This window comes from Pseudomonas sp. BLCC-B112, from assembly GCF_028550695.1.
Lineage (GTDB): Bacteria > Pseudomonadota > Gammaproteobacteria > Pseudomonadales > Pseudomonadaceae > Aquipseudomonas > Aquipseudomonas danubii.
Map to the genome: position 1 here is coordinate 143,513 of NZ_JAQQGK010000006.1, position 26,470 is coordinate 169,982.

A 26,470-nucleotide genomic window follows, 5' to 3' on the forward strand; every position below is an offset into this window, starting at 1 on the left:
CCTTCAGGGCCTTCAGGGCTGTGACCAACTGACCGCGCCGGTCTCGCCAATGAAGTCTTCGCTGATCTGCGAGCCGCTCAACTTCACTCTCACATAGCCATTGCGCACCCGCAGCGGGTAGTTCGGATCACCCGCCGACAGGGTTTCCGACCACAGCACCTGAGGGTTGCCTTTCAATTCGCGGGTGACGCCATAGGGAATCGCCCCGTGGCCGATGCAGCGCCCGTACATACCGTCCTTGGGCGCATAGCAGATGCCGTTGTGCAGGTGCCCCCAGTACCAGTAGTCCGGCACCCGGCCCAGGGCCGCGACCACCTGTTTGTACAGCGCGGTCTGCTGCTGACCACTGATATCCAGCCCCTGGTGATGACTGAGGACCATGATCTTGCGCCCCTGCCCCTTGCTGGCCACCAGGTCCTTGAGCCATTGCTGCTGCGGTGGATTGAGGTTGCCGTCCATGTACAGGTTCATTTCATCGGCGGCATAGGCGCTGTCCAGGCCGACGATCAGCCAGTGGCTGTTGAACAGGGCGAAGTAGCTGGTGCCTTGCTGCTTGGGAAACAGCGCGGCGATCTCGGCAAAGTAGCCATGGGCACCGCTGTACATTTCATGGTTGGAGTTGAGGCTGAATGACGCCTGGCGGCCCATGGGCCAGTCGGCAAGGTCGGCGTTCTCTTCGCTGCCGGTACCGGCGTAATACACATCTCCCAGGTGGACGGTGAAATCCGGCTGGTCCTGCTTGATCAGGTCCGCCACGCGCTGCGCCGCCGAATTGGGCTGGAAGTAACCGGTGCCCCAATCCCCGGCCATGTCCAGCAGCACGTTGTCGGCCATCTCGATCAGCGCCGGGGTGGTGCCGAAGGTCGCGTGCTTGCGCAGGTTCTCGATCCAGTTGAGCAAGGCCTCGCTCCAGCGCAGGTCCAGCAGCTCCCATTGGCGACAACCCAGCAGGGTGCCGTCCTTCATCACCTGGGTCTGCAGCTCGGCCACCGTTTGCGGCAAGGGCTTGGCGTTCCCCAGGTGCAGGACCGACAGGCCGTGGGCCAGCTCCCAGGGCACCGGCGCCTGACCGGGGGGCAAGTCGCCGTGAATCAGGGCGTACTGCGCCTGGTCATGGGCGCGCTGCAGCAGTTGCACGATCGCCTGCAGCTCCTTCGGTTCAAGCTCGCTACGGAGTTTTTTCCAGGCCAGCTCGAGCCTGGCCAGCAGCCCGTCGACCCGGGCTTTGACCTGTTCGTATTCATGTTCCAGATTGCTCACAAATGACATGCCGGCATCCCTCTTGATGGTCCCTTTGCCCAAACGCCGAACGGGCGTCACAGGGTCTTCATGTATTCGATCAACTGCCACTTCTGCTCTGCGGAAAGCTGCGTGCCGTACAGATGGCCGCTGTTGCTGTTGCCCTCCAGGTGGGTGTCGTACTTGAAGGAGCCCGGCCCCTGCACCGCCGCGCCACTGGTGATGAAACCGACCTTCTGCGGGTCATACACATCCGAGCCGGTGTAGAACACCTGGGGCCGCAATTCCGGAGCCTGCAACAGGTCCCAGAGGCTCGGCACCGAGCCGTTGTGCAGATAAGGCGCCCGCAGCCAGACACCGTCGGTGGGGGTGTTGCTGTAGCTCTGGGTCTTGCGATAGGCACCGAAGTCGAAAGGCGGCTTCTTGAACCCATGGAAGGCTTGCACCAGGCCGGTGGTGAAGGAGTCCAGGCGGTGGGGATCGGTGCCTAGCGTCTGGATATTGGTCGTGACCTGGCCGGTGTCGGCCTTGCCGAAGTCATGGCACCCGGCACAGTTGGCCTCCCACAGCGGCTTGCCCTGGGCCACCTTGGCCTGATCGAGGGCGAACGGCCAGGCCGGCGGTTTGTGCCCCAGCAGCCAGTTGGTGACCCGGTTGAAGCTCTCAGGCAGCACCGATTCCGGGGTCGCGCCCACCGCCATCGCCGCCGCGTAGTTGCGCTCGCGGATCTGGTTGTTGTTGCCGTCCCAGTGCAGGTACATCGATTCCCGCGGCTTCTGGTTCCAGATCTGCGGCAGGTCCACGGTGCCGATGGTGGAGTCGTCGGGGAAGCCGAACACCACCATCTTGGTCGGGTTGAAGGTGTCGGTGCGCCCTGGCCCTTGCTGCGGCCGCAACTTCTGCCAGGCATAGGCCTGCTTCTGCTTGAGCAGCGCGCTCTTGGCCATGGGCATGATCAGGTAGCGGTTGTACAGGCGTTCGACAAAGCCCAGCTGGAACTTGGCGTTGATCGCGTTCATCAGCGCATCCACGGTGAATTTCGGATCGCTGGCGCAATCGTAGGCGAACCACTGGAAGGCCTGGAGCTGCATCAGGTTGGCCGGTGCGGTGGGCACCACCTGGGACACATCGCTGGCGCTGGCCCGGTAGGCACCGGTGTGGCACAGGGCGCAGTTGGGCTCCACCGTGGGGTAGCCGAGCTGCCGCTTGGCCATGCCCACCGGCAGGTCCCGGCCGTTCTCGTAGAGGAAGCCGAAGACCTCGTAACCGCCGGGGCGCGGGAGTTTTTCCGGGCACAGTTGCGGCAGCACGGCAAACAGGTAGTAAGGAATCCGCGCTTCGATCCCCAGGCCGATGGCGGCGTACTTGAAGTGATCCTCGTCCGAGGCTTCCGGCGGCTGGGGCACTTCGCGAATCATGTTGACCCACGTGGCATAACCGACCACCCCCAGGACCAGCAGCAGGACCAGGCTGCCCACGCGAAAGCTGTGGCGCTTCCAGCAGGCGGCCCAGTACTGGCGCCAGTCGTGCAGCCCGGCACAGAGCAGGGCCCAGGGCCGGTTGGCCGGGGCACTGCCCAGGTACAGCAGGATGCCGAGGATCAGGAACATGCTGAGGTCGCCCATCAGCATGGGCACGAACACCTGGGCCTGGTTGCTGGTATTGATCAGGTAGATCCAGAACGCCACGGCGATCAGCCGCGACAGCACGCACAGCCAGGAATGCACCACGAAGCGCGGCGCGTTACAGCCCGAAGGCATGTAGAACAGGCTGATGCCCACCAGCAGCATGCCGGTGTTTTCCAGCCAGGGGTCCGACAGCACCGGCGGCAAGCCGACCACCGCGGTCAGCAGCGCCGGGGCAAACAGCGCCGGCAGGGCGAACACCATGTTCATGGCGATGCCCAGCCAGATGAAGCGTTGGAACCAGCGGATATAAGCGTTCATATCAACCTTCCCTGCATCCATGTGTAGCGGCCGCCGCAGCCTGCACTTGGCCTCCAAGCGCGCTTGCTGCGGTGCCTGTTGCCTGATCTGGAGCGGGCCCGCGGCGATCTTGCCGCGGGCTGGCCTGGGTCAGCCCCGGGCGGTCTTTTCCAGGTGCGCCAGCATCAGCGGGTACACATCGACCACCGCGTTCTTGCCGAAGATGCAGTCGATGTGTCCGTAACCCGGCACCACGTGGCGGCTGAACAACTCGGGGCCATGGAGTTGGCACAGGCGTTCATAGGTCTTCTGCGTGCTTAGCGGCAGGTAGCACTGGTTGTCGGCGCCGCTGATAAAGCAGATGGGCAACTTCAGCCGATCGAAATGCGGCATGTAGACGTCACGCCCCTTGAAGTCCACCAGGTGCCCCTTGCGACAGATCAGTGCCAGATGCTCGAAGGTCTCGATGTTGGAGGCGCCGAACAGCTCGTGCAGGTTGTCGTGCAGGGTCTGGTTGAGGGTGTCGTGGCGGTACAGCGAGGCGTACATGAAGGTGATGCGGTGGCACACCGGATTGGTGCAGTAACCCTGGGCCTCGATCCGCGCGTAGCCGTTGAGCGCCGTGTCGTAGAGGCGGTTGAACAGGCTTTCCTTGCTGTCGGCGTAGGCCGTCAGGGACTTGATGCCGATGGCGTCGAGCATGCCCGGCAGGTGCAATCCGGCCTTGATCCCGGTGGCGGTGGCCACCACGGTATCGGCGGCAATCTGCGAGCAGACCACCGAGCGCACGTCCTGCAGGCCCGCCAGCAGCGACATGAAGAAGGTCGTGGCGCCGTAGCAATGCACCACGCATTGCACGTCACGGGCCCCGGTCGCCTGCTTGATCTGGCCGATGGCGGCCTTGAAATCATAGGCCGCGATCTGGTCGCCATTGCATTCCCGCTTGCTCGCCGGCAACAGGATGCTGACCCGGAAATCCAGGAGCCAGACGTCATAGTCGTGCTTGCACAGGTACTCCAGCAGGTTGGTCTGGATGGTGTCGGTGGAGAAGATGTTGGAGCCCACGCCAAGCCCGTGCACCAGCATCACCGGGCCTTTGCTGCCGGCCTGGTAGCGGGTCAGGCGCAGCTGCACCCGGTCTTCGGTCTCGAAGAACTGCACCGTGGGCACCGGTGCATCCAGGGGCCGCTTGTTCCGCGGCGGCGCGTCGGGGTTGAAGTAGATGTCTCCGGCGAAAACGCCGCCGTAGCTCTCCCAGAGAATCCCGGCGAAGAACTTGCCGAAGCGCGCCAGGGCCTCGATGCGCTCACGCTCGTTGCGCGCATTGAGCACCTTCATGGTGGTCATCTGCCTGGCGAAGTCCGCCGGCAGGATGTGCATCACCCCAGAGCCCAGCACCGGGCCGCTCTTGTCCTGGCCGCGGTACAGGGTCACGTACAGGGTGCTGGTGTCAGGCCAGATGTTCAGCACGCCGTGATCCTCGGGCACGGTCTTGAACGCACTGAAGTAGTACTGGTTGCCGTCCTCGGCGGTCAGGCGCATGTCGTAGTTCATGTGGCGCACGCCCACCTGCTGCTGGAACTCCTCGAACAGGTTGAACACCCCGTGGCTGGCCACCAGGGGCTGAGCCGACAGCGCCGGAGCCTCCAGGGTGCCCACCAGGGTGGCAGCGTGCTCGGGCTCCTTGATCATCCGGTTGAGGTCGTTGGCCGTGATGGTCAGGGTGAACTCGATGGGAGAGTTCTGCGCCTCGCCGCGCTTGGCCGCCTCCTGATAGAGCGCCAGATCGGTGCCCTGGGGCTGGGTGAAGGCCGTGGAAAAATAACCCTTCATGGTCTCGGTGAACTGCACGCCCAGGGTCGGCGCCGGCACCGCCTTGCTCGGGGCCGAGGGCAGGCTGTAGTCAATCTTCCAGCCGCGATCCTCAGCCAGCAGGCGCATGTTGCGCTCGCTGACCGCCGAAATGGTCAACAACGGATTGACCGCCAGCGAGGTGGGAATCACCGCGCCGTCCGCCACATACAGCCCGGGATAGACCTCAGTGCCGCTGGCGCCGCAAAACACCTGGCCCTTGTGGTTGACCACCCCCTGAGCGGCGTCTTCGCCCATGACGCAGCCGCCCAGCGGGTGCACCGAAACGATGCTGTGCTTGAGCAGCTTGGTCCAGATCGGGTTCTCCACCCAGACTCCGCCCAGCGCCTTGGTGCTCTGGTACAGGCGCTCGTTGCCAAGAATCACGTTGGGCTGCTGGCCAACGCCCGGCCAGTCGATGCGCAGTTGATCCTTGGCGTCCAGCAGCATGCGGCCGCGGCCATCGTCATGGCTCATGATCAGGTAGGTCTGCATGTTGTGCAGCGCACCGTAATAAGGCCCCCGCAGAAAGCTTTCGGCCTCGCGCTCCTTGTAGCCCAACTGAGCGCTGAGGCTGTTGTCGGTGGCCTTGCCCAGGGTCGCGGCAAACAGCGCCATGCTGGGCACCATGGCCCGGCCCAGGGCACCGGGAATCGACCCCTCCTCGATGACCATGCGGCTGCGCCAGTCGCCTTCGGTGCGCATGTCGATGATGGAGGTGATGCACGGCCCCACGGGTTTGAGCTCACTGGCCGAATGGGTGCCGAAGCCGATGCCGTTGATGGTCTGCTCACAGTTATGGCCGAACCCGAGGATGTCGCCGTTACCGCTCATGTGCTCACCCAGCTGGTCCGAGGTGGACAGGCCCTTGGCCCTGGAGCGCAGGAGAATTTCCGTGGAACCCAGGGTGCCGGCACTGAGCACCACGATGTCGGCCTTGACGAACAGGGTCGGCGCCGAGAACTTCTCGCGACCGCTGTCCAGGTATTGGAAATGCACGATCCAGCCATCGCCCTCCCGCTCCAGGTAGCGCACTTCGGCCTGGCAGAAAATCTCGGCGCCATGATTGCTGGCGTCCGGCAGGTAATTCATCAAGGTGGTGTTCTTGGCCTTGTTGTTACAGCCCGAGACACAGTCGCCACAGTGGTTGCACGGCAGTTGCTCGACTCCGACATGGTTGAGGTTGTTGGGCAGCTTGGCGAAGGTCACGTTGATCGGCGGCTTGTAGAAGTGCGCACCCTGCTTGAGAAACTCCGCGGACTTCTGGTTGGCCTGGAGCTTGGGCAAGGTCGGCGCCGAGTCGGGATAGGGATTGGGCTTGAGCATCTCCCGGGCCCGGGCATATCCCTCCTTGAGCAGGGTATCGCGATGCTCGCGCACCGCCCGGGGCCAGCGCGGGTCGTCGAAGACCCCGGGTTCGGGCTCCAGGGCGACGTTGGCATTGATCAGCGACGTGCCTCCCAGGCCGCAACCGACCACCACGTTCTGCTGGGCGTTGACGTGCAGATCGAAGAGCCCGGTGCGTGAGCCGATGTGGCCGTCGGGGTCATGCACCTGCAGCTCTTCGGTGGCGGTGGCCAGGGTGTTGGGGTACTCGCCCGGCTGGATCTCCCGCCCTCGCTCCAGCAGGCAGACACGCCGACCGGCCCGGGACAATCGGGAAGCGGCGATGCCACCTCCGTAGCCGGAACCGATGACAACAACGTCGTAGTGTTCCTGGATCTCGCTGATGGGGGTCGCGATCCGAGTCATGGCGGGGTTCCTCTCAGGCTGATGGGGCAACTCTGTGGTCGCCTCTAATGGGTGCATCCGTCAGCGCGCAGGCAGCCGAACAGGCAGGCCTTGGCGCCTGAAACACAAGCAGTGAAGGGACAAAACGAAGGGCAGGGCTACAGACGTGCGCGCTGGTTGGCGGCACGGCGACGGGTACGTCTAGGGAGGGGGGCCCCGGTCGGATAAACCTGCGATAAACGACAATCCATTGCCTGCACTCCCTGAGCCGGATGTGGATAAGTTGCCGCTAAGTCCTTGTGGCATCAGTGAAGACAGGCCACCTATCACTGTCAAGAAAGCCATTAGAACTGTACGAAATTTGATCTATTGCCGTACACGCTATGGATTACAGGGGGTGCAGCCTTCCGCGAACATGTTATCCACACCTTGGCCCACAGCAACTGTGGGCAAATGAGCGAGGGTTGGGGATATTTCAGCAGGCAATGCCAAGAAAATCCGTGACTTATGGGAAAACAGCGGTTTTGCCGGCAATTGATCAATTATTGAACAAAGCTCTGAAAGGCACGTATTCAGAGGCCTGTAGAGGAAGGCGAACACCTTATCCACAGAACGGCCAACAGACTTTGGGGGCAACTGGGGTCAGAAGCATCAGCAACTGTGGAAAACCCCTGGAGGCCGCGAAATATCGAGGCTTTACCCGAATAATCGAGCCTGAACAGCGTATTTGGATGTTTTTTGATCAAACCATTCAAGCTCAGGTTCTACGGGGCCTGCAGCGCTAAGCGAACATCTTATCCACAGAAGCGCCAACAGACTTTGGGGGCAAGTGCTGTGCAAAAGTCTCTTCGGCTACTTCCCTGCCCTGGAAAAAAAGCCATGAGAATCGCCAGCTTAGACTGATCAAAATTCGAACAGACGGCTACAGGGCTTGTTCCACAAGGGCTTGAGCAAGGCGCGAACACCTTATCCACAGGTACGCACACAGGGATTGTGAGTAACCCATCGCTACTCTTGTCGGAGCTGGCTTGCCAGCGAATGGCGGTGCCCAGAGGTGAGTGCACGGCCCGAGGGCTGTGCATAAGCCTGAGCTCAGCGGACCACGCCTTCTTCGATGAGCAACTTGAGAATGGCCTCGGCGCCGGCCTCGGGGCTCACGCCCTTGAGCACTTGGCCGGTGCCGCCGCTGGCCTTGGCGGTGGCGGCCTTCATGCGATCCGCGCCGCTCTTGGCCTTGATCACTTTCAGGCGCTTGGGCCGCGGTTTGGCCGGTTGCAGGCTGAAGGCTGTGAGTAACTCGTCTTCCACCACCACGACCTGATCGGCCTGCAACAGACCACGGCGCGCCGGGCCATAGGCGCTCTGACGCGGTTTCGGCGCGGCGTTATCCACAGTGGCGAGAAACGGCAGGCGCACCTTGAGCCGCCGCCGCTGGCCACGGGGCAAGGCTTGCAGGACATGGGCCACGCCATCGGCCAGGGATTCGACTTGCGCCAGCCCCACCACCAGCGGCCAGCCGAGGTTTTCCGCCAGCAAAAACGGCAGCATGCCGGAGCCTTCGCCGGTTTCTGCCTGGCTGCCGGTGAGTACCATCTGAGCGCCCGCGTCGCGCAGGTACTGGGTCAGGATCGGCAGGGCATCAGCGCCCGCTGGCTGTTCCAGCACGTGCAGCTGTTCCAGGCCCATGCCCAGGTAAGCACGCAGGGCCGGTTCGGCGACGTCGCCGGCATGCAGCACCTGCAGTTTGTCCCCCGCCAGTTGCAGGCCCAGTTCCACCGCACGGGCGTCTTGCTCGGCACGCCGTGGACGGCCGGAGGTCGGGTGAGCGCCTATCGATACCAGGCTGATCACAGTGCTGTTCATAACGTCCCCTTAAGCCGCATCGCGCTTGGCATCGTTGCGGTAAGCCGCTACCGCCGCGATCAAGGCCTTGAGAATTTCCGCGCTGTCGCCAATCACCGACAAGTCGGCGCGTTTGATCATGTCGCAGCCCGGGTCGAGGTTGATGGCCACCACCTTGTCGCAGGCGCCGATGCCCTGCAGGTGCTGGATCGCCCCGGAAATCCCCACCGCCACGTAGACCCGCGCGGTGACCCAGATGCCGCTGGCCCCCACTTGCCGATCCCGGGCCATGAAGCCGTCGTCCACCGCCACCCGCGAGGCGCCTTCGGTGGCACCCAGGGCCGCGGCGGTCTGGTGAAACAGTGGCCAGTCCTTGACCCCGTTGCCCCCGGAAAAGATGAATTCGGCCTCGGCCATGGGAATCGCCGCCGGGTCCACCGCCACCGCGCCCAGATCCTCGATCCGCGCCAGACTGCGGGCCACCGTTGTGGATAACTCCACCGGCAAGGCTTCGTGGCGGGTTTCGCTGACCGGCTCGGCGCATTCGGCGGCGGCCAGGATCAAGCGTGGCGCTGGCCGCGCCAGGTCCTGCAGCCCGGCACCGGCACGGCCGATGCACTGCCCGTCCTTGACCTGCCAGACCCGGGTCGCCGGGCGTTCGCCCAGGGCCGCGGCCAAACGCCGGCCCAGTTCGCCACCACCGCTGCGGCTGTCGGGCAGCAGCCAGTGACGCGGGCCGAACTGGTTATCCACAGCCCGCAGGCCCTGCACCCGTTGTTCCGGTGCATAACCGTCAAACTCGCTGCCTTGCAGCACCAGCAGGCGGTCGACGCCGGCCGTGGCAAAGGCCGATTCCTTGTGCTCACCAAACACCACCGCCAGCACTGCGCCGTCCTGGCCTGCCAACTGGCGGGCCAGCCCCAGCAAGTCGCGGTCGTGGCTGCTCAGGCGGCCGCCGACCATGTCCGGCACCACGCTGATGTAGAACGCCGGCTGCGCCACTTGATGCAGCGGCAACTGCACCTCGGCCGCGGCCGTGCGCTTGGCGCTGCCGCCCTGCTGGGCGCCACTGCGGTCGATGCGCTTGAGGCCGTTGGGGCCGATAAAACCGATGCCATGGGGATTCTTGCGGATCAGGCCATTGGGTCCCATCCAGCTGTGTTGCGCCGGCTGCATGGCCGCGTGCAGCGGGTGCAAGCGGTTGCGAGCAATCCATTCGGCCCGGGGATCGCGGCGGATAATGTCGCTCATCAGTGCACCTCCGCAGGTTCAGGTTTCACCGACGCCGGCGCTTTGCCCGGGGCGGCGTCTTCGAGCAAGGCATCGGCCACCAGTTCGGCGATGTCCTTGATCATCGGCCGCGGCTCCACCACCCCTTCGAGCATGGCCGTGCACTGTGGACAACCCACGGCCACCAGCTCGGCGCCAGTCTCGCGGATGTCTTCCATGCGCATGTCGGGAATCCGTTGCTTGCCCGGAATGTCGGTGATCGGCGCCCCGCCGCCACCGCCGCAGCAACGGGAACGGAAGCCCGAGCGCTGCATTTCCTTGATCTCGATGCCCAGGGCCCGCAGTACGTCCCGAGGGGCTTGGTACTCGCCGTTGTAGCGGCCCAGGTAGCAAGGATCGTGATAGGTCACGCTGCTGCCTTTGTGCTGGCCCAGGTTCAGCGCACCGGCGCCGATCAGTTCGGCCAGGTAAGTGCTGTGGTGCTGCACCAGATAGTGGCCGTTGAAGGCGCCGTACTCGTTTTTCAGCACATGGAAACTGTGGGGATCGCAGGTGACGATGCGCTTGAAGCGGTACTTGGCCAGGGTCTGGATATTGCGCTTGGCCAACAGCTGGAAGGTTGCCTCGTCGCCCAGGCGTCGGGCCACGTCGCCGCTGTCGCGCTCTTCCAGGCCGAGCACGGCGAAGTCCACCTTGGCCGCTTTCAGCACTTTGACGAAGGCGCGCAGGGTGCGCTGGTTGCGCATGTCGAAGGCGCCGTCGCCGACCCAGAACAGCACATCGGTACTCTGCTTGTCGCTAAGCAGGGACAGGTTCAGGTCCGCCGCCCAGTTCATCCGCCCGCCCGGGTTGAAGCCGCCGGGGTTGTCGGTGGCGATGAGGTTTTCCAGGACCTCGGCGCCCTTGTTCGGCGTCGCGCCCTTCTCCAGGGTCAGGTGGCGGCGCATGTCGACGATGGCATCAACATGCTCGATCATCATCGGGCATTCCTCGACGCAGGCCCGGCAGGTGGTGCAGGACCACAGGGTCTCGGCGTCCACCAGGCCGTTGACGATGGGCTGGTGCGGATGGCCGCCATGTTCGCCGATGGGCTTTCCTGGGTAAGGGCTACCAGCGAACTGCGCGTCGGTGCCACCAGCCAGGCCGACCACCATGTCCTGAATCAGCTTCTTCGGGTTCAGCGGCTGGCCGGCGGCGAAGGCCGGGCACGCCGCCTCGCACTTGCCGCACTGCACGCAGGCGTCGAAGCCCAGCAGCTGGTTCCAGGTGAAATCCTTGGGCTTTTCCACCCCCAAAGGCGCGCTTGGGTCTTCCAGGTCCAGGGGCTTAAGGCCCGTGGAACGGCCACCACCAAAGCGCTCGGCGCGACGGTGCCAGGCCAGGTGCAAGGCGCCAGCGAAGGCGTGCTTCATCGGCCCGCCCCAGGTCATGCCGAAGAACAGCTCGGACACGCCCCACAGCACACCGACCGCCAAAATCGTCGCCAGCAGCCAGCCACCGAAGTGTTCGGGAAGGATGCCCGCCACCGGCAAGGTCACCACAAAGAAACTCACCGAGAACGCCAGCAGGCTTTTCGGCAGGCGCATCCACGGGCCCTTGGACAGGCGTGCCGGTGGGTTGCGCCGACGCTTGGCGACGAACAGCGCGCCGACGAACATCAGCGTGGTGGCCAGCAGCAAGGCGTAGCCGAGGATGCGGTTATGCAGACCAAAACCATGCACCAGGATCGCCAGCACCGCCGCCAGGACAAAGCCGCCCGCCGTGGCCACGTGGGTGTTGGCCATGTATTTGTCCCGGGCCACCACATGGTGCAGATCCACCATGTAGCGCTTGGGCATGGCCAGTAGCCCGCCGATCAGATCGACCTTGGAGGCTCGCCCCTGGCGCCACATGGCCACGCGCCGCAGCGCGCCGAGGACCGCGAGGCCGACGGCGGCGAACAACAGAATGGGAAGAAGGGTGTTCAACATGGTGGAGCTCCCAAAGACCGGGTCGGTCGTTGTAGCCGCTGCCGCAGGCTGCGCCCGGGCGGCACTGCGTCACAGGACAGATGCTCTTGAGGGCCTCGGAAGGCCCTTCGGGCCTTATCGCAGCCTGCGGCAGCGGCTACAGGTGGCTTAGAAATCCTTGCACAGGCGCAGTGCGTCGTAGATCGCAGCATGGGTGTTGCGCTGGGATACGCAGTCGCCGATGCGGAACAACAGGTAGCCCTCCCCCGTCTCGCTCAGGCACGGCTGCGGCTTGATCGCGAACAGCGCCTCGACGTCCATCTGGCCCTTGTTGCGCGAACCTTCCTTGAGCCCGTAGTAGAGCTCTTCGTCAGGACGCACGCCGTTTTCCACCACCACCTGGTCCACCACCCGCTCTTCGCGGGCGCCGGTGTATTCGTTCTCCAGCACCGCCACCAGCTTGTCGCCCTCGCGGTAGACCTTCTCCAGGGTCAGGTCCCCGGTCATGATCACTTCCTTGGGGTACAGGCTGCGGTAGTAGGTAGGGAACGAGGTGCCGCCCACGGCGATGCCCGGTTTGATGTCGTCGGTGACGATCTCCACTTGCGAGCCCTTGTCGGCGATGAAGTCGGTGACCGACATGCCGGTGAACTCGCAGATGGTGTCGTACACCAGCACGTTCTTGCCCGGCGCCACCTTGCCGTCGAGGATGTCCCAGCTGCTGACCACCAACCCTTCGGCGGCGCCCCAGTGCTCGTTCTGCTCGATGAACGGATGGCCGCCCACGGCCAGCACCACCACGTCGGGGCGCAGGTCGAGGATGGTCGCGGTGTCCGCCGCGGTGCCCAGGCGCAGGTCGACTTTCAAGCGCGCCAGTTCCAGCTGATACCAGCGGGTAATGCCGGCGATCTGATCCCGTTGCGGGGCCTTGGAGGCGGTGGTGATCTGCCCGCCAATGGCGTCTTTTTTCTCGAACAGGGTCACGTCGTGGCCACGTTCGGCCGCCACGCGAGCGGCTTCCATACCGGCAGGGCCGGCGCCGACCACCACCACCTTGCGCTTGATGCCGGTGGTCTTCTCGATGATGTGCGGCACGCCCATGTATTCACGGGAGGTGGCAGCGTTCTGGATGCACAGCACGTCCAGGCCCTGGTACTGGCGGTCGATGCAATAGTTGGCGCCGACGCACTGCTTGATCTGGTCGATCTGGCCCATCTTGATCTTGGCGATCAGGTGCGGGTCGGCCATGTGGGCGCGGGTCATGCCAACCATGTCGACATAACCGCCTTCGAGAATCCGCGTGGCCTGGTTCGGGTCCTTGATGTTCTGTGCGTGCAGCACCGGGACCTTGACCACTTCCTTGATGCCCGCCGCCAGGTGCAGGAACGGCTCCGGCGGGAAGCTCATGTTGGGGATCACGTTGGCCAGGGTGTTGTGGGTGTCGCAGCCCGAGCCGACCACGCCGATGAAGTCCAGCATGCCGGTGTCGTCGTAATACTTGGCGATCTGCTTCATGTCCTCGTGGGACAGGCCGTCCGGGTGGAATTCGTCGCCGCACAGGCGCATGCCGACACAGAAGTCGTCGCCCACTTCAGCGCGCACCGCCTTGAGTACTTCCAGGCCGAAGCGCATGCGTTTCTCGAAGGTGCCGCCCCATTCGTCGGTGCGCTTGTTGACCCGCGGGCTCCAGAACTGGTCGATCATGTGCTGGTGCACCGCCGACAGCTCGACGCCGTCCAGGCCGCCGGCCTTGGCCCGACGCGCAGCCTGGGCGTAGTTGCCGATCACCCGCCAGATCTCTTCCGGCTCGATGGTCTTGCAAGTGGCGCGGTGCACCGGCTCACGCACCCCGGACGGCGACATCAGGGTCGGCCAGTTGAAGCCGTCCCAACGCGAGCGCCGGCCCATGTGGGTAATCTGGATCATGATCTTGGCGCCATGCTTGTGCATGGCGTCGGCCAGGTTCTGGAAGTGCGGGATGATGCGGTCGGTGGACAGGTTCACCGAGCTCCACCATTCCTGGGGGCTGTCGATGGCCACCACCGAGGAACCACCGCAGATGGCCAGGCCGATGCCGCCCTTGGCCTTTTCTTCGTAGTACTTCACATACCGTTCAGTCGTCATGCCGCCGTCGGTGGCATAGACCTCAGCGTGGGCGGTGCTCAGCACACGGTTGCGGATGGTCAGTTTGCCGATCTGGATCGGCTGGAACATCGCTTCGAAAGCCATTTTTCTTAACTCCGCTTACAACGGTTTGACGACGAACAGGCCATCGTCGTGGCCTTCTTCGGAACCACCGTAAACCTGCTCTGCCACGGTGCGGATCTTGCTGCCACGGGCTTCCAGGATCTGGTCCATGGCACCGGCGAACCAGCCGGTGAACATGTAGTCGACCTTGCGCCCGACCTTGCCGTACACGTAGACGAACGCCGAGTGTTCGAGCTTGACGCTGGCGGTGCCTTTATCCAGGTCGATGTCCTGGATCTTGAACAGGCCCCAGCCGCGCTGGGACAGACGCTTCATGTAGTGCTCGAACACCGCGACGCCTTCCAGGCCGTGGCATTCGGCTTCTTTTTCGCACCAGTGCCAGGCGGACTTGTAGCCGGCCTTGTAGAGGATCTCGGCGTAGGCATCGGCGCCCAACACTTCCTCGATGCCCATGTGGTTGTTGACGAAGAAATGCCGTGGCACGTAGAGCATCGGCAGGGCGTCGGAGGTCCAGACACCGGTTTCGCTGTCGACTTCGATAGGCAGTTGCGGGGCGATTTTGGCCATGTTTCAAAACTCCGGAATTCTGTGGATAAGTACGTCTGTAGCCGCTGCCGCAGGCTGCGAAAAGGCTCCAAGAGCCTTCCGAGGGCCGCAAGAGCGCGTCTCCTTCGGAGCCGATCGCAGCCTGCGGCAGCGGCTACAGGAATGTGCTGTGGGGGGTGGCCTTATTCGCCCCAGACGTCCTTCAGGACGCTGACCCAGTTCTCGCCCATGATCTTGCGCACCACGCGCTCGCTGTGGCCGCGCTTGAGCAGGGTCTCGGTGAGGTTGGGGAACTCGCCCACGGTGCGGATGCCCAGGGGGTTGATGATCTTGCCGAAGTTGGTCAGGCGCCGGGCGTAGCCCTTGTCGTGGGTCAGGTATTCGAAGAAGTCCTGGCCGTGGCCCTGGGTGAAGTCGGTGCCGATGCCGATGGAATCCTCACCGACAATGTTCATGGTGTATTCGATGGCTTCGGCGTAATCGTCGATGGTCGAATCGATGCCCTTGGCCAGGAACGGCGCGAACATGGTCACGCCGACGAAGCCGCCGTGGTCGGCGATAAATTTCAACTCGGCGTCGGACTTGTTGCGCGGGTGCTCCTTGAGCCCGGACGGCAGGCAGTGGGAGTAGCAGACCGGTTTCTTGGATTCGAGGATCACTTCCTCGCTGGTCTTGGAGCCGACGTGGGACAGGTCGCACATGACCCCGACGCGGTTCATCTCGGCGACGATCTCGCGGCCGAACCCCGAGAGCCCGCCATCACGCTCGTAGCAGCCGGTGCCCACCAGGTTCTGGGTGTTGTAGCACATCTGCACAATGCCCACGCCCAGCTGCTTGAACACCTCGACGTAGCCGATCTGGTCTTCGAAAGCGTGGGCATTCTGGAAGCCGAAGAGGATGCCGGTCTTGCCCACTTCCTTGGCCTTGCGGATGTCCGCGGTGGTGCGCACCGGCATCACCAGGTCGCTGTTTTCGCGAATCAGTTTCTGGCTGGCGGCAATGTTGTTGACCGTGGCCTGAAACCCTTCCCAAACCGACACCGTGCAGTTGGCTGCGGTCAGGCCGCCCTTGCGCATGTCCTCGAACAGCTCGCGGTTCCACTTGGCAATGATCAGCCCGTCGATAACGATGCTGTCGGCGTGTAATTCGGCTGGGCTCATCAGGCTGTCCCCTTATTGGCGATTCCTGCGCCGAATCGTCTGCCGGCGCTTTGGGGTCAGCATATGCTTGAGGGCCGGGGCGCCCCGGTGCAAAAACGACAGGGGAATTGCCGAAAGCGTCAAGACCCGACAAAGGGCCGGATGTGGGGGCATGGCGCCCTCTGTTCTTTGCCTGGGGCTTGCGCCAGAATTCGCCGCTTCAACGAAAGCTTCACTGGATGAGGGGCAGTGCTGCAATGAAACCGATCTTCCTGGCCTTGATATTGATAGCCACCGGCGTACAGGCGGCCGAAGAGGCCGACAGCACGCCCTGCGACGGCGTGGAAAACGACGTGCAGACCCTGGAATGCGCGACCTACAACCGCACCACCGCCGAGCAGTTGCTGAGCGACAACGTGCAAAGCCTGCTGGAACGCCTGGGCACCCTGTACGGCAACGACAAGGCGCAACTGGCCGACATCAGCGCCAAGGTCAAGAACGCCCAGCAGCTGTGGCAGAAGCAGCGCGATGCCGACTGCGCGGTGGAATCCTTCCCGGCCAAGCCCGGAACCAAGGCCTACACCATCGCCACCAATGATTGCCTGGCGCGGATGAGCGACGAGCGCTCGGAGTTCATCGAGTCCATCGCCCAGGAATGACCCGTCACCGGTAGGAGCGGGCTTGCCCGCGAAACATGCCCGACCCCGCCCCATGTCGCGGCGGGAAAAGCTTCGCGAGCAAGCTCGCTCCTACGCAGGTCACGGAGTCAGGCGCCGCCGCGAAAGCACGAGACACCCCAGGCCGTCAGCTTGAACGGCAAATGGTAGTGCTGGCGCGGATCATCCAGTCCGAAGCGATACACCAGCACATCGAGAAACGGCACTTGCGGTGACGCCTGGCCCTGGGCTCGATAGAACGCCGCCACGTCCAGCTCCACCTCGTAGACGCCCCGGTCGAAGCGGGCCGCCAGCTCGCTCAGCGGGGCCAGCAGGCCGTTGTCGGCAATCTGCCCTTCGCAGAGCCACTCCTCGCCCAGGCGGCGTACCCGAACCTGCATGCCTGCGGCCACCTTGCCGCTGGCGACATCCACCACATGGATGGACACTCCGCCGTTCATTTCCAGAACCCCACATGAGCCTGGGCCGCTTCGTGTTCCAGCATCGGCCCCAGCACCGGGATCTGCCGCTGCCCCCGGGCAAAGACTTCACGGCATGGCAGGGAAAAGGTCGGGTTTTCCGGGTGATCGCCGGTCAGTGCCAGCAAGGCATGCTCGGACAAGGCGTAGACCACCCGGCCAATACCGGTCCAGTAGATGGCCCCGGCGCACATGCAGCAGGGCTCGGCGCTGGTGTACAGGGTGCACTGGGCCAGCTCCTCGGGGCCCAGGAGCCTTGCGGCCTTGGCGGCAGCGGCGAGTTCGGCGTGCTGGGTCGGGTCGCCTTCGGGGGGCATGGAGTTGTTGCCGGCACTGGCAATGATCTTGCCGTTGCGGTCCGCCACCAGGGCGGCGAACGGGTGGCGACCGCGGGCCTTGGCCTCTTCGGCCAGCTCAATGCTCTGGCGCAGCAGTTGCAGGTCCAGCTGGCTGACGCCGACAGGGATTGGGGAAAGAATCTGGGTCATCTTGACCTCCTTTTCATGGACAGGGGCCCGCCGGAAAAAAGCGGGCCTGATAGCCGTCTTCAGTCACCAAGCCCGGCCTGGGCGGCCAGTTCTTGGGCCGCAGACATGCGGGGATTGAGCAGCAGGTTGAGCACGATGGCGGTGAGGGCGCCGAGGAAGATGCCGCTTTCCAGCAGCAGCTTGAGGGGGCCGTGGGCCTGGGCGAACAACGCCGGAAAGGACATCGGTAGCACGCCGACACTGACCGACACGGCGACGATGATGCCGTTGCCAGTGCCCTCGAACCTCACCCGTGACAGCTCCTGGATGCCGGCCACGGTGGTCATGCCGAACATGACGATGGCGCAGCCCCCCAGTACCGGGGTCGGCACCGCAGCCACCAGCGCCCCGAGCTTGGGAAACAGCCCCATGAGCACCATGATCGCGCCGGCTGCCGCCACCACGAAGCGGCTCTTGATCTTGGAGAGCGCGATCAGTCCGGTGTTCTGGGTAAAGGCGTTGTAGGGGAAGCTGTTGAACAGGCCGCCGAGCAGGGTGGACAGGCCGTCGGCGCGAAAGGCGTCCCCCAGGGTGCGCTGGGTGGTCGGCTTGCCGGTGAGTTTGCCAATGGCCAGACAGTTGCCGGTGGTCTCGGCCATGATCACCAGCATCGCCAGGGTCATGATCAGGATCGGCATCAGGGAGAATTGCGGAACCCCGAAGGCCATGGGCGGGCTCAGCTCGAACCAGGCCGCTTCGCCCACCTGGGCAAAGTGGGTCATGCCGCAGGCCGCAGCGATCAGGCTGCCCACCAGCAGCCCGATCAGCACACTGAGGTTGCCGATAAAGCCGGAGAACTTGCCGTAGATCACCAGGGTCACCGCCACGGTGGCCAGCCCCAGCAACAGGTTGGCCGGTGCGCCGAAATCCTCGGCGGCGGGGTTGCCGCCCCCCAGCCAGACGGCCGCCGCCGGCATCAGGGAAATGCCGATGATGGTGATCAGACTGCCGATCACCACCGGTGGAAAGAACCTCAGCAGACGGCTGAACAGCGGAGCCATGGCAATGGTCAGGACCCCGGCGGCGATTACCGCGCCGAACACCTCGGCCAGGCCGAACTGCTTGCCGATCATGATCATTGGCGCCAGGGCAATGAAGGAGCAGCCCTGGATCAACGGCAAGCGTGCGCCGAAGCGCCAGAAGCCCAGGGTCTGGATCAGGGTGGCAACGCCGGACGTCAGCAGGTTGGCGTTGATCAGTAAAACCACCTGGGCCGCAGTCAAGCCCAGGGCATTGCCTAGAATCAACGGCACCGCCACCGCACCGGCATACATCACCAGCACATGCTGCAGGCCGAAGGTGAACAACTGGCGAACGGGCAGGACCTCGTCCACTGGGTGAACCCGGGGAATGTTCATGTCGCAGATCTCCTGAAAGTGCAGCTCTTGTTGTTGTTCTGGCAGGCATCCGGGGGCAATGCCCCGGCAGGATGTACGAACGTCGGCGCCCATGATCTGTGCTTGAATACGATGCAACAAATGAGCAGCCATCGTTTTTAACGATGGATTGGACAAGCCTGTCCTGGGGTCGGGAGACGCGATGCGCTTTTCACTGGAACAACTGCAGATGTTCGTTCAGGCCGCACAAACCGGCTCGTTCTCGGCCGCTGCCCGCAAGCTGGGCAAGACCCAGTCCACGGTCAGCGTGGCCATTGCCAACCTGGAGGCCGACCTGGGGGTGGAGCTGTTCGACCGTAGCAGCCGCAGCCCGGTGCTGACCGCCAGCGGAAAGAAGATGCTGCTGCAGGCCGAGGCGGTACTGGAGCGCTGCCTGACCCTGCAGGCCAATGCCGACTGCCTGTCGGAGGCGCTGGAACCGCAGTTGTCCATCGTGATCGAAACCCCTTACGGCCCGCTGATGCCGGTCTTGCGCGAGTTCGAGCAGGCCTTCCCCTATGTCGACCTGCTGATCCGTCATCCGCTGTCCGGAGATGCCAGTGAGCTGGTGGCCCGTGGCGATGCGGTGCTGGGGATCGCCTTTTCGCAACCGGGCTATCCCCAGGAGCTGGAGTTCCAGCAGATGGGCAAGCTGATCATGTTGCACGTCTGCCACCCGGATCATCCCCTGGCCCGGCTGGACAACGTGACCTTCGACGACCTGCATGGGCATCGACGCCTGGCCTTTAGCGCCCACGCCGACAAGCTGCCCAGCAGCGAGTACCTGCGCTGCAGCCAACTGTGGCAGGCGGAAAACTACCTGGCGCTGCTGGAAATGGTCCGCGCCGGCCTGGGCTGGGCCACCCTGCCCCGGCAACTGATCCAGCGTGAACTGGCCAAGGGCGAGCTGGTGGAGCTGCAACTGGGGGCCTATCCCTACACCGACTGGCTGGTGGGCGTGGACCTGCTCTGGGCTCGGCAACGGGTGATGGGCAAGGCCGAACGCTGGCTCAAGGAACGCCTGCTGCGGCACAAGGTGTACGAAGTGGATCGGCGCGGACAGTCCACGACCTGGTAACGCTGGCGCGGGCAACAAAGGGACAAGGTTCTGAGCTTGGCCGGGCAGTAAATATAAGCAAGGATTCGCAATCCTTATAAAATGCTTATATAGTCCGCCATGAACGAAATCCTCTGGAGTCGAAAAGCGGTCAAGCAGTTGATGCGACTGCACCACGAGCATCAGGTCCAGGTTCGTGATGCGATCGCCCTGCTGGCCGACATGCCCGCCAGTGGCAACGTCAAAGCCCTGTCCGGCCACACCTATGCCTATCGCCTGCGGGTTGGCCAGTACCGCGTGCTGTTTGATTGGGACGGGGTTATCCATATCGTCAGTGTTCAAGAGGTCAAAAAACGTGATGAACGCACCTACTGACATCCAGATCATCCACGGCCCGGACGGCAAGCCTGCGTTCGTGGTGATTCCCTACGCGCAGTACGTTGCGCAGCAGAATGAGCCTGATCTGATCCCCCATGGCGTGGTCAGTCGCATGGTCGATGGCGCCACGCCGATCCGGGCCTGGCGCGAGCACCTGCACCTGACCCAGGATGAGGTTGCCAAGCGGCTGGGGATCTCTCAGCCGGCCTTCGCCCAACAAGAGAGCGTGGCCCGACCCCGCAAGAGCACCCGGGAAAAAATTGCCGCCGTCTTCGGTATACGCGCCGACCAGCTGGAGCTGTAAGCTGCTCCCCACTCAACGATTGAAAGGGTTACTCATGAGCATCTGCGGTATCGAGATCAAGGGCAGCGAAGCCATCTTCGCCCTCGCCTCCCTGCAAGACGGCGCACCGCACCACCAGGCGCTGGCCATCAAGAAGATCGCCCTGGAAGACGACGATGATGCGGGCAACGTTCGCGACTTCGCCGCCCGGATCGACGCCTTTGTCCGCGAACACGGGATTACCCGCATCGCCATCAAGAAACGCAGCAAGAAAGGCGAATTTGCCGGCGGCCCTACCACCTTCAAGATCGAAGGCGTGTTTCAGTTGCTGGATAATTGCGAAGTGACCCTGCTGTCGCCGCAAACCATCAACGCCCAGCACAAGAAGCACAGCTTCGAGCTGGGGGCGAGCCTCAACAAATACCAGCACGAAGCCTACAAGACCGCCTGCGCCGCCTTGCTGAAGAAATGATCCTGAGGCCCTGCTTAGCGGTCTAACGCCAAACATCCAGCGCGCCTGAGATCCTCGCGTCCCTGCGGGCCGTTCGCAGCCTGCGGCAGCGGCTACATTTGGCGCCGATAATGCTGCAGCCAGTCGGCGAATGAATTGTCTTCCAGGGCATAGGCGCCCCGGCTGGACTTCCACACCAACTCCTTTTCCCGCAGGGCATCGATACAGGCTTGCACCGTCTGGGTGCCCGGTTGCGTATCGCTGCCCATGGCCTGCAACGCCTTGGCCACCGCCGCCAGGGTGTCGTCGGTAAAGGGCGCGAACGGCAGGTTGTTGCGCGAGCGCTCCACCATCACTTCCAGCACCGCCCGCTGGGACAGGGTCAGACCGTTCCAGGCGCTTTCGAATTCGCTCCAGACACCGGCGCGGAGAATCTCGGCGCTGCTGCGCAACAACTCGTTGAGCTGGCTCGCCTCCCCCAGCTCCAGGGCCACCTGGCCAATGATGCTGCGGAGCATTTCCGGACGCCGGCCAACCCATTCGAAGGCCTGGTCCAGATCATCGGCATTGAACTGGTTGGTGGGCGCCAGATGAGCGTTCAGATGGGCGGTGTAGGCCTTGGTGAAATCCCGTCCCAACAGCGGGAACGGGGTGATGCTCGAACCAAAGAACGGCTGGTTACGGTTGAGCACCAGATGGGCCAGCTTGTCGCGATTGGACCCGGTGAACACCAGGCGCAGGCCGCTGGTATCCATGTCCCGCCCCTGATTGAGCTGATCCCGGGCCGCCTTGAGCGCGAACATGGCATTCAACCCGGCCTCCGAGCTCAAGGCATGCTGGGCCTCGTCGATTATCAGGACCACCGTCTTGCCCGCGGCGCTGTGGAGCAATTCCAGGGCCTGGGTCAGGGTCGCGCCTTCGGGCAACTGGGACTTGCTGAAATCCCAGGACAGGGTGCGCAGAAAGCTGAGCTTCTCCACCCCGAGGGACTTGGCCAGTTTGCGAATGCCTTTCTCGAAAGGCACCAGCGCCCCGGCAATGGCCGCGGCGATCAGCTCGGCGGGGTCTTTTTCGCGATTGGCCCAGAGGTCGACATAAACCGCCAGCCAGCCACGGCTCTGGCATTCGGGCAGCAGGTCCTCGCGCAGGAAGGTACTTTTCCCGGTGCGCCGCGGCGCCGCCAGGAACAGCCCCGAGCTGTAATCCTGAATCCCCGAACCCACCAGGCCATCGGCAATATTGAGCGCCAGAGCAGGACGACGAAACACGAAACCGGTGTTTTTCGACATGGTTTTATACTCAATTATTTCCAGGGCTATAATTTATAGCCGCGAGTATAATTGACTATAAACCCCTGTCAAACCGACTCCTGGCCGCTCCCCAGCAGGCGTCGGTCTTCACGGGGACAGTGCACAAAACGCGCGCGGTAACTGCGGGTGAAGTAGGACGGCGACTCAAACCCGCAGGCGATGCTCACCTCCAGCACGCTCATGTCGGTCTGGCGCAGCAGTTGCCGGGCCTTCTCCAGGCGCAGGCCCAGATAGAAGTTGCTCGGGGTGTCGTTCAAGTGCAGGCGGAACAGCCGCTCCAGCTGACGCCGGGTGACCTTGATCGATTCCGCCAGGGCCAGGGTGCTCAGGGGCGGCTCGCTGTGCTGCTCCATCTCGCCGATCACCTGCACCAGTTTCTTGTTGCTGATGCCGTAGCGGCTGGCGACTTCCATGCGCTGGTGATCCTTGCGCGGGCGGATGCGCCCGAGCACGAACTGTTCGCTGACCTGGATCGCCAGTCGCGGGCCGTGGGCCTGGGCGATCAGGTCGAGCATCATGTCGATGGACGCGGTGCCACCGGCACAGGTGATGCGCCGACGATCGATCTCGAACAACTCCTGGGTCACGCTCAACTGTGGATAAGACTCCTTGAAGGCCTCGATGGCTTCCCAGTGCAGGGTCACCCGGTGCCCCTCCAGCAGCCCGGATTCCGCGAGAATCACGCTGCCGGTGTCGATACCGCCGAGGGTCACGCCCTCCAGGTCCAGGCGTCGCAACCAGTGTTCCAGGGCGGGACTCAGGCACTTCAACGGCTCGAAGCCGGCCACCACCCACAAGGTTGCGCCCTTCTTCAGCGGCTCCAGGGCCGCGTCAACATTGACCGACATGCCGTTGCTGGCCAGCACCGCGCCGCCGTCGGCGCTGAGCACATGCCAGCGATACAGCTCGCCACGAAAACGGTTGGCCACCCGCAGTGGCTCGATGGCGGAAATGAAACCGATGGCGGAGAACCCCGGCATCAGCAGGAAGTAGAAGTCCTGGGACATGCAACGCACTCCGGTGACGGCCAGCGTGGGCCCTGTGATACGCCAAATGCCCCCCTGCCACAAGAGGCCAGGTCGCTGCAGTGCAAGAGTCGGTCGCCGCTGTGCGTTTACCGCCGGCGACGCCTGCGTACCTTGAGCTCACCGACGCACCAAGACGCCGGGATCGACAATAACAACCTGCCGAGGGAACCCACATGAAACGACTGATCAGCCGCTGTGTGCTTGCGCTTAGTGGTAGCGTTTTTCTGACGTCGGGAGCCATGGCCGCCGACGCCCCCAGTTGCCAGAACGTACGCCTGGGCGTGGTCAACTGGACCGACGTGATCGCCACCAGCGCCATGACCCAGGTCCTGCTCGACGGCCTCGGCTACAAGACCAAGCAGACCAGCGCCTCGCAGCAGATCATCTTCGCCGGCATCCGCGACCAGCGCCTGGACCTGTTCCTCGGCTACTGGAACCCGCTGATGACCCAGACCATCACCCCGTTCGTCGACGCCAACCAGGTCAAGGTCCTGGCCGAGCCCAGCCTCAAGGACGCCCGCGCTACCCTGGCCGTCCCCTCCTACCTGGCCGACAAGGGCCTGAAGACCTTCGCCGACATCGCCAGGTTCCAGAAGGAGCTGGGGGGCAAGATCTACGGCATCGAGCCCGGCTCGGGAGCCAATACCCAGATCAAGGACATGATCGCCAAGAACCAGTTCGGCCTGGGCAAGTTCCAGCTGGTGGAGTCCAGCGAGGCCGGCATGTTGTCGGCGGTGGCCCGGGCGGTGAAACGCAATGAAGCCATCGTGTTCTTCGGCTGGGCGCCGCACCCGATGAACGTCAACTTCAAGATGACCTACCTCAGTGGCAGCCAGGACGCCCTGGGCCCGAACGAGGGCCAGGCCACGGTCTGGACCGTCACCGCGCCGAACTATGCCGAGCAGTGCCCGAACGTGCACCGGCTGCTGACCAACCTGACCTTCAGCGCCGAGGACGAGAGCCGGATGATGCAGCCGCTGCTGGAGCACAAGGACGCCCTGGAGTCCGCCCGGCAGTGGCTCAAGGACCACCCGCAGGACCAGCAGCGCTGGCTGGAAGGGGTGACCACCTTCGATGGCAAGCCGGCCGCCGAACACCTGCAACTGACCAGCAAGTAAGCAACCGCCACTACCGCCCCGCAGCCCGCACCGGGCTGCGCATGGCCACCTCATGCCCCCAGCAAACACGCCTGTAAGGAACCGCACCATGAACCACGACGTCATCATCACCTGCGCACTCACCGGTGCTGGCGACACGACCGCCAAGAGCCCCCATGTGCCGGTCACCCCGAAGCAGATAGCCGCCGCCGCGGTCGAAGCCGCCAAGGCCGGCGCCACGGTGGTCCACTGCCACGTCCGGGACCCTGCGAGCGGCAAGTTCAGCCGTGATGTCGCGCTGTACCGCGAAGTCATGGAGCGCATTCGCGAGGCCGACGTCGACATCATCGTCAACCTCACCGCCGGCATGGGCGGCGACCTGGAGATCGGCGCCGGCGAGCATCCCATGGAGTTCGGGCCCAACACCGATCTGGTCGGGCCGCTGACCCGCCTGGCCCATGTCGAGGAACTGCTGCCGGAGATCTGCACCCTGGACTGCGGCACCCTCAACTTCGGCGATGGCGACACCATCTACGTGTCCACCCCGGCCCAACTGCGGGCCGGTGCCAGGCGCATCCAGGAGCTGGGGGTGAAAGCCGAGCTGGAGATCTTCGACACCGGGCACCTGTGGTTCGCCAAGCAGATGATCAAGGAAGGCCTGCTGGACAACCCGCTGTTCCAACTGTGCCTGGGCATTCCCTGGGGCGCCCCGGCGGACACCACCACCATGAAGGCCATGGTCGACAACCTGCCGGCGGATGCGGTCTGGGCCGGCTTCGGTATCGGGCGCATGCAGATGCCCATGGCCGCGCAAGCGGTGCTGCTTGGGGGCAACGTGCGGGTCGGCCTGGAAGACAACCTGTGGCTGGATCGCGGCGTGCTCGCCACCAACGGCCAACTGGTGGAGCGGGCCACGGAGATCCTCAGCCGCCTCGGGGCCCGGGTCCTGACCCCGGCCGAGGGCCGCCAGAAAATGGGCCTCAAGCAACGCGGCTGACCCCAATCCACCTCTCTGTGTAGGAGCGAGCTTGCTCGCGAAGAGGCCGTCACATCAGACCCCATAGCAGCCAGCTTGCCGACGCAGGTGCGCGCAAAGCCGCCAAGCGCTTCGCTGGCAAGCCAGCGCCTACAGACTCTTTTTTCAGGAAGACGCGATGACTTTTATCACCAACATCAAAACCTTCGCCGCTCTGGGCAGCGGCGTGATCGGCAGTGGCTGGGTGGCCCGCGCCCTGGCCCACGGCCTGGACGTGGTGGCCTGGGACCCGGCGCCGGGCGCTGAAGCTGCCCTGCGCCAGCGGGTCGCCAACGCCTGGGGCGCCCTGGAACAACAGGGCCTGGCCCCCGGCGCCTCGCCACAGCGCCTGCGCTTTGTCAGCACCATCGAAGAGTGTGTGAAAGACGCCGACTTCATCCAGGAAAGCGCTCCCGAGCGCCTGGAGCTCAAGCTGGAACTGCACCGCAAGATCAGCGCCGCGGCCAAGCCCGACGCCCTGATCGGCTCCAGCACCTCGGGCCTGCTGCCCAGCGAATTCTACGAAGGCTCGACCCACCCGCAACGCTGCGTGGTGGGCCACCCGTTCAACCCCGTGTACCTGCTGCCGCTGGTGGAAGTGGTGGGCGGCCAGCACACCGCACCCGAGGCGATACAGGCGGCGATACAGGTCTATGAATCCTTGGGGATGCGGCCACTGCATGTGCGCAAGGAAGTGCCGGGCTTCATTGCCGACCGCCTGCTCGAAGCCCTGTGGCGCGAAGCCTTGCACCTGGTCAATGACGGGGTGGCGACCACCGGGGAAATCGACGACGCGATCCGCTTTGGCGCCGGCCTGCGCTGGTCGTTCATGGGCACCTTCCTCACCTACACCCTGGCCGGAGGCGACGCCGGCATGCGTCACTTCATGGCCCAGTTCGGCCCGGCGCTGCAACTGCCCTGGACCTACCTGCCGGCCCCGGAGCTGACCGACAAACTGATCGATGACGTGGTCGAGGGCACCGCCGAGCAACTGGGCAGCCACAGCATTTCGGCCCTGGAGCGCTATCGTGATGACTGCCTGCTGGCGGTGCTGGAGGCGGTGAAAACCACCAAGGCCAAGCACGGCATGCACTTTCACGACTAACCCAACCCCTGTAGGAGCTGGCTTGCCAGCGAATAGGCCCTCAAGCCA

At 64.0% G+C, this 26,470-nt stretch carries 22 protein-coding genes; 8 read left to right on the forward strand and 14 right to left on the reverse strand.

Translation table 11 applies throughout. From position 1 onward, the window contains the following. Window positions 1-12 precede the first annotated feature (12 nt). From PQT43_RS17170 to PQT43_RS17210, 9 genes are all read right to left on the reverse strand, one after another. Window positions 13-1,269, reverse strand: a complete 1,257-nt coding sequence (locus PQT43_RS17170) for a metallophosphoesterase family protein (protein ID WP_102881091.1) — start codon at window positions 1,267-1,269, stop codon at window positions 13-15. Window positions 1,270-1,316: 47 nt separating this feature from the next. Further along, the gene (locus tag PQT43_RS17175; RefSeq protein ID WP_102881092.1) at window positions 1,317-3,185 is read right to left on the reverse strand and encodes a hypothetical protein; all 1,869 of its coding nucleotides are present in this window, start codon (window positions 3,183-3,185) and stop codon (window positions 1,317-1,319) included. A 129-nt stretch (window positions 3,186-3,314) separates the two neighbouring features. Further along, the gene (locus PQT43_RS17180) at window positions 3,315-6,767 is read right to left on the reverse strand and encodes an alpha/beta fold hydrolase (RefSeq protein ID WP_272754351.1); all 3,453 of its coding nucleotides are present in this window, start codon (window positions 6,765-6,767) and stop codon (window positions 3,315-3,317) included. Between the two features lie 1,071 nt (window positions 6,768-7,838). Next, complete coding sequence (etfB, locus tag PQT43_RS17185; protein WP_267269035.1) at window positions 7,839-8,609, reverse strand: electron transfer flavoprotein subunit beta; 771 nt, start codon at window positions 8,607-8,609, stop codon at window positions 7,839-7,841. A 9-nt stretch (window positions 8,610-8,618) separates the two neighbouring features. Further along, window positions 8,619-9,839, reverse strand: coding sequence for an electron transfer flavoprotein subunit alpha (gene etfA, locus PQT43_RS17190; protein WP_213665188.1), 1,221 nt, complete (start codon window positions 9,837-9,839; stop codon window positions 8,619-8,621). After that, entirely contained in the window at window positions 9,839-11,788 is a 1,950-nt protein-coding gene (dgcB, locus tag PQT43_RS17195) for a dimethylglycine demethylation protein DgcB (RefSeq protein WP_110594414.1), read from the reverse strand. The genes etfA and dgcB overlap by 1 nt, the downstream gene beginning before the upstream one ends. A 147-nt stretch (window positions 11,789-11,935) precedes the next feature. Further along, on the reverse strand, window positions 11,936-13,996 hold the full coding sequence (gene dgcA, locus PQT43_RS17200; protein ID WP_102881097.1) for a dimethylglycine demethylation protein DgcA: 2,061 nt from the start codon (window positions 13,994-13,996) through the stop codon (window positions 11,936-11,938). A gap of 15 nt (window positions 13,997-14,011) precedes the next feature. Then, window positions 14,012-14,542, reverse strand: a complete 531-nt coding sequence (locus PQT43_RS17205; RefSeq protein ID WP_102881098.1) for a 4-vinyl reductase — start codon at window positions 14,540-14,542, stop codon at window positions 14,012-14,014. A gap of 161 nt (window positions 14,543-14,703) precedes the next feature. Further along, window positions 14,704-15,681 carry a dipeptidase gene (locus PQT43_RS17210; RefSeq protein WP_102861999.1) on the reverse strand — a complete coding sequence of 326 codons (978 nt, stop codon included), beginning with the start codon at window positions 15,679-15,681 and terminating at the stop codon, window positions 14,704-14,706. 236 nt (window positions 15,682-15,917) lie between these two features. Here PQT43_RS17210 and PQT43_RS17215 point away from each other — a divergent pair, with 236 nt between their 5' ends. Next, complete coding sequence (locus tag PQT43_RS17215) at window positions 15,918-16,319, forward strand: lysozyme inhibitor LprI family protein (RefSeq protein WP_110594409.1); 402 nt, start codon at window positions 15,918-15,920, stop codon at window positions 16,317-16,319. A gap of 107 nt (window positions 16,320-16,426) precedes the next feature. Here PQT43_RS17215 and PQT43_RS17220 read toward each other — a convergent pair whose 3' ends face one another. From PQT43_RS17220 to PQT43_RS17230, 3 genes are read right to left on the reverse strand one after another with little or no spacing between them, the layout of a single operon-like run. Further along, complete coding sequence (locus PQT43_RS17220) at window positions 16,427-16,765, reverse strand: hydroxyisourate hydrolase (RefSeq protein ID WP_185021127.1); 339 nt, start codon at window positions 16,763-16,765, stop codon at window positions 16,427-16,429. Window positions 16,766-16,773: 8 nt separating this feature from the next. Beyond that, entirely contained in the window at window positions 16,774-17,283 is a 510-nt protein-coding gene (locus PQT43_RS17225; RefSeq protein ID WP_110652398.1) for a nucleoside deaminase, read from the reverse strand. A gap of 59 nt (window positions 17,284-17,342) precedes the next feature. Continuing rightward, on the reverse strand, window positions 17,343-18,680 hold the full coding sequence (locus tag PQT43_RS17230; protein WP_102881102.1) for a nucleobase:cation symporter-2 family protein: 1,338 nt from the start codon (window positions 18,678-18,680) through the stop codon (window positions 17,343-17,345). Between the two features lie 181 nt (window positions 18,681-18,861). Between PQT43_RS17230 and PQT43_RS17235 the strand changes: the two genes are divergently transcribed. The 4 genes from PQT43_RS17235 (at window position 18,862) to PQT43_RS17250 (ending at window position 20,888) form a co-directional block, all read left to right on the forward strand. Continuing rightward, the gene (locus PQT43_RS17235) at window positions 18,862-19,776 is read left to right on the forward strand and encodes a LysR family transcriptional regulator (protein ID WP_102862004.1); all 915 of its coding nucleotides are present in this window, start codon (window positions 18,862-18,864) and stop codon (window positions 19,774-19,776) included. Between the two features lie 99 nt (window positions 19,777-19,875). Then, a complete protein-coding gene (locus tag PQT43_RS17240) occupies window positions 19,876-20,130 on the forward strand; it encodes a type II toxin-antitoxin system RelE family toxin (protein WP_102881104.1) in 255 nt (84 codons plus the stop codon). Next, window positions 20,114-20,437, forward strand: coding sequence for a helix-turn-helix domain-containing protein (locus PQT43_RS17245; protein ID WP_102881105.1), 324 nt, complete (start codon window positions 20,114-20,116; stop codon window positions 20,435-20,437). Before PQT43_RS17240 ends, PQT43_RS17245 begins: the two co-directional genes overlap by 17 nt. A gap of 34 nt (window positions 20,438-20,471) precedes the next feature. Continuing rightward, window positions 20,472-20,888 carry a DUF3010 family protein gene (locus PQT43_RS17250; protein WP_102881106.1) on the forward strand — a complete coding sequence of 139 codons (417 nt, stop codon included), beginning with the start codon at window positions 20,472-20,474 and terminating at the stop codon, window positions 20,886-20,888. A gap of 92 nt (window positions 20,889-20,980) precedes the next feature. Here the strand turns inward: PQT43_RS17250 and PQT43_RS17255 are convergent, their stop codons facing one another. Both PQT43_RS17255 and PQT43_RS17260 read right to left on the reverse strand, forming a co-directional pair. Further along, window positions 20,981-22,156, reverse strand: coding sequence for an AAA family ATPase (locus tag PQT43_RS17255; RefSeq protein ID WP_267269037.1), 1,176 nt, complete (start codon window positions 22,154-22,156; stop codon window positions 20,981-20,983). 68 nt (window positions 22,157-22,224) lie between these two features. After that, entirely contained in the window at window positions 22,225-23,184 is a 960-nt protein-coding gene (locus PQT43_RS17260; protein WP_272754352.1) for a GlxA family transcriptional regulator, read from the reverse strand. Window positions 23,185-23,378: 194 nt separating this feature from the next. Here PQT43_RS17260 and PQT43_RS17265 point away from each other — a divergent pair, with 194 nt between their 5' ends. The 3 genes from PQT43_RS17265 (at window position 23,379) to PQT43_RS17275 (ending at window position 26,422) form a co-directional block, all read left to right on the forward strand. Next, window positions 23,379-24,323: a choline ABC transporter substrate-binding protein gene (locus PQT43_RS17265; protein ID WP_102881109.1), complete on the forward strand. Its 945-nt coding sequence runs from the start codon at window positions 23,379-23,381 to the stop codon at window positions 24,321-24,323. 88 nt (window positions 24,324-24,411) lie between these two features. Continuing rightward, complete coding sequence (locus PQT43_RS17270) at window positions 24,412-25,299, forward strand: 3-keto-5-aminohexanoate cleavage protein (RefSeq protein ID WP_253084013.1); 888 nt, start codon at window positions 24,412-24,414, stop codon at window positions 25,297-25,299. 157 nt (window positions 25,300-25,456) lie between these two features. Further along, the gene (locus PQT43_RS17275) at window positions 25,457-26,422 is read left to right on the forward strand and encodes an L-carnitine dehydrogenase (RefSeq protein WP_267269038.1); all 966 of its coding nucleotides are present in this window, start codon (window positions 25,457-25,459) and stop codon (window positions 26,420-26,422) included. The last annotated feature ends 48 nt before the right edge of the window (window positions 26,423-26,470 follow it).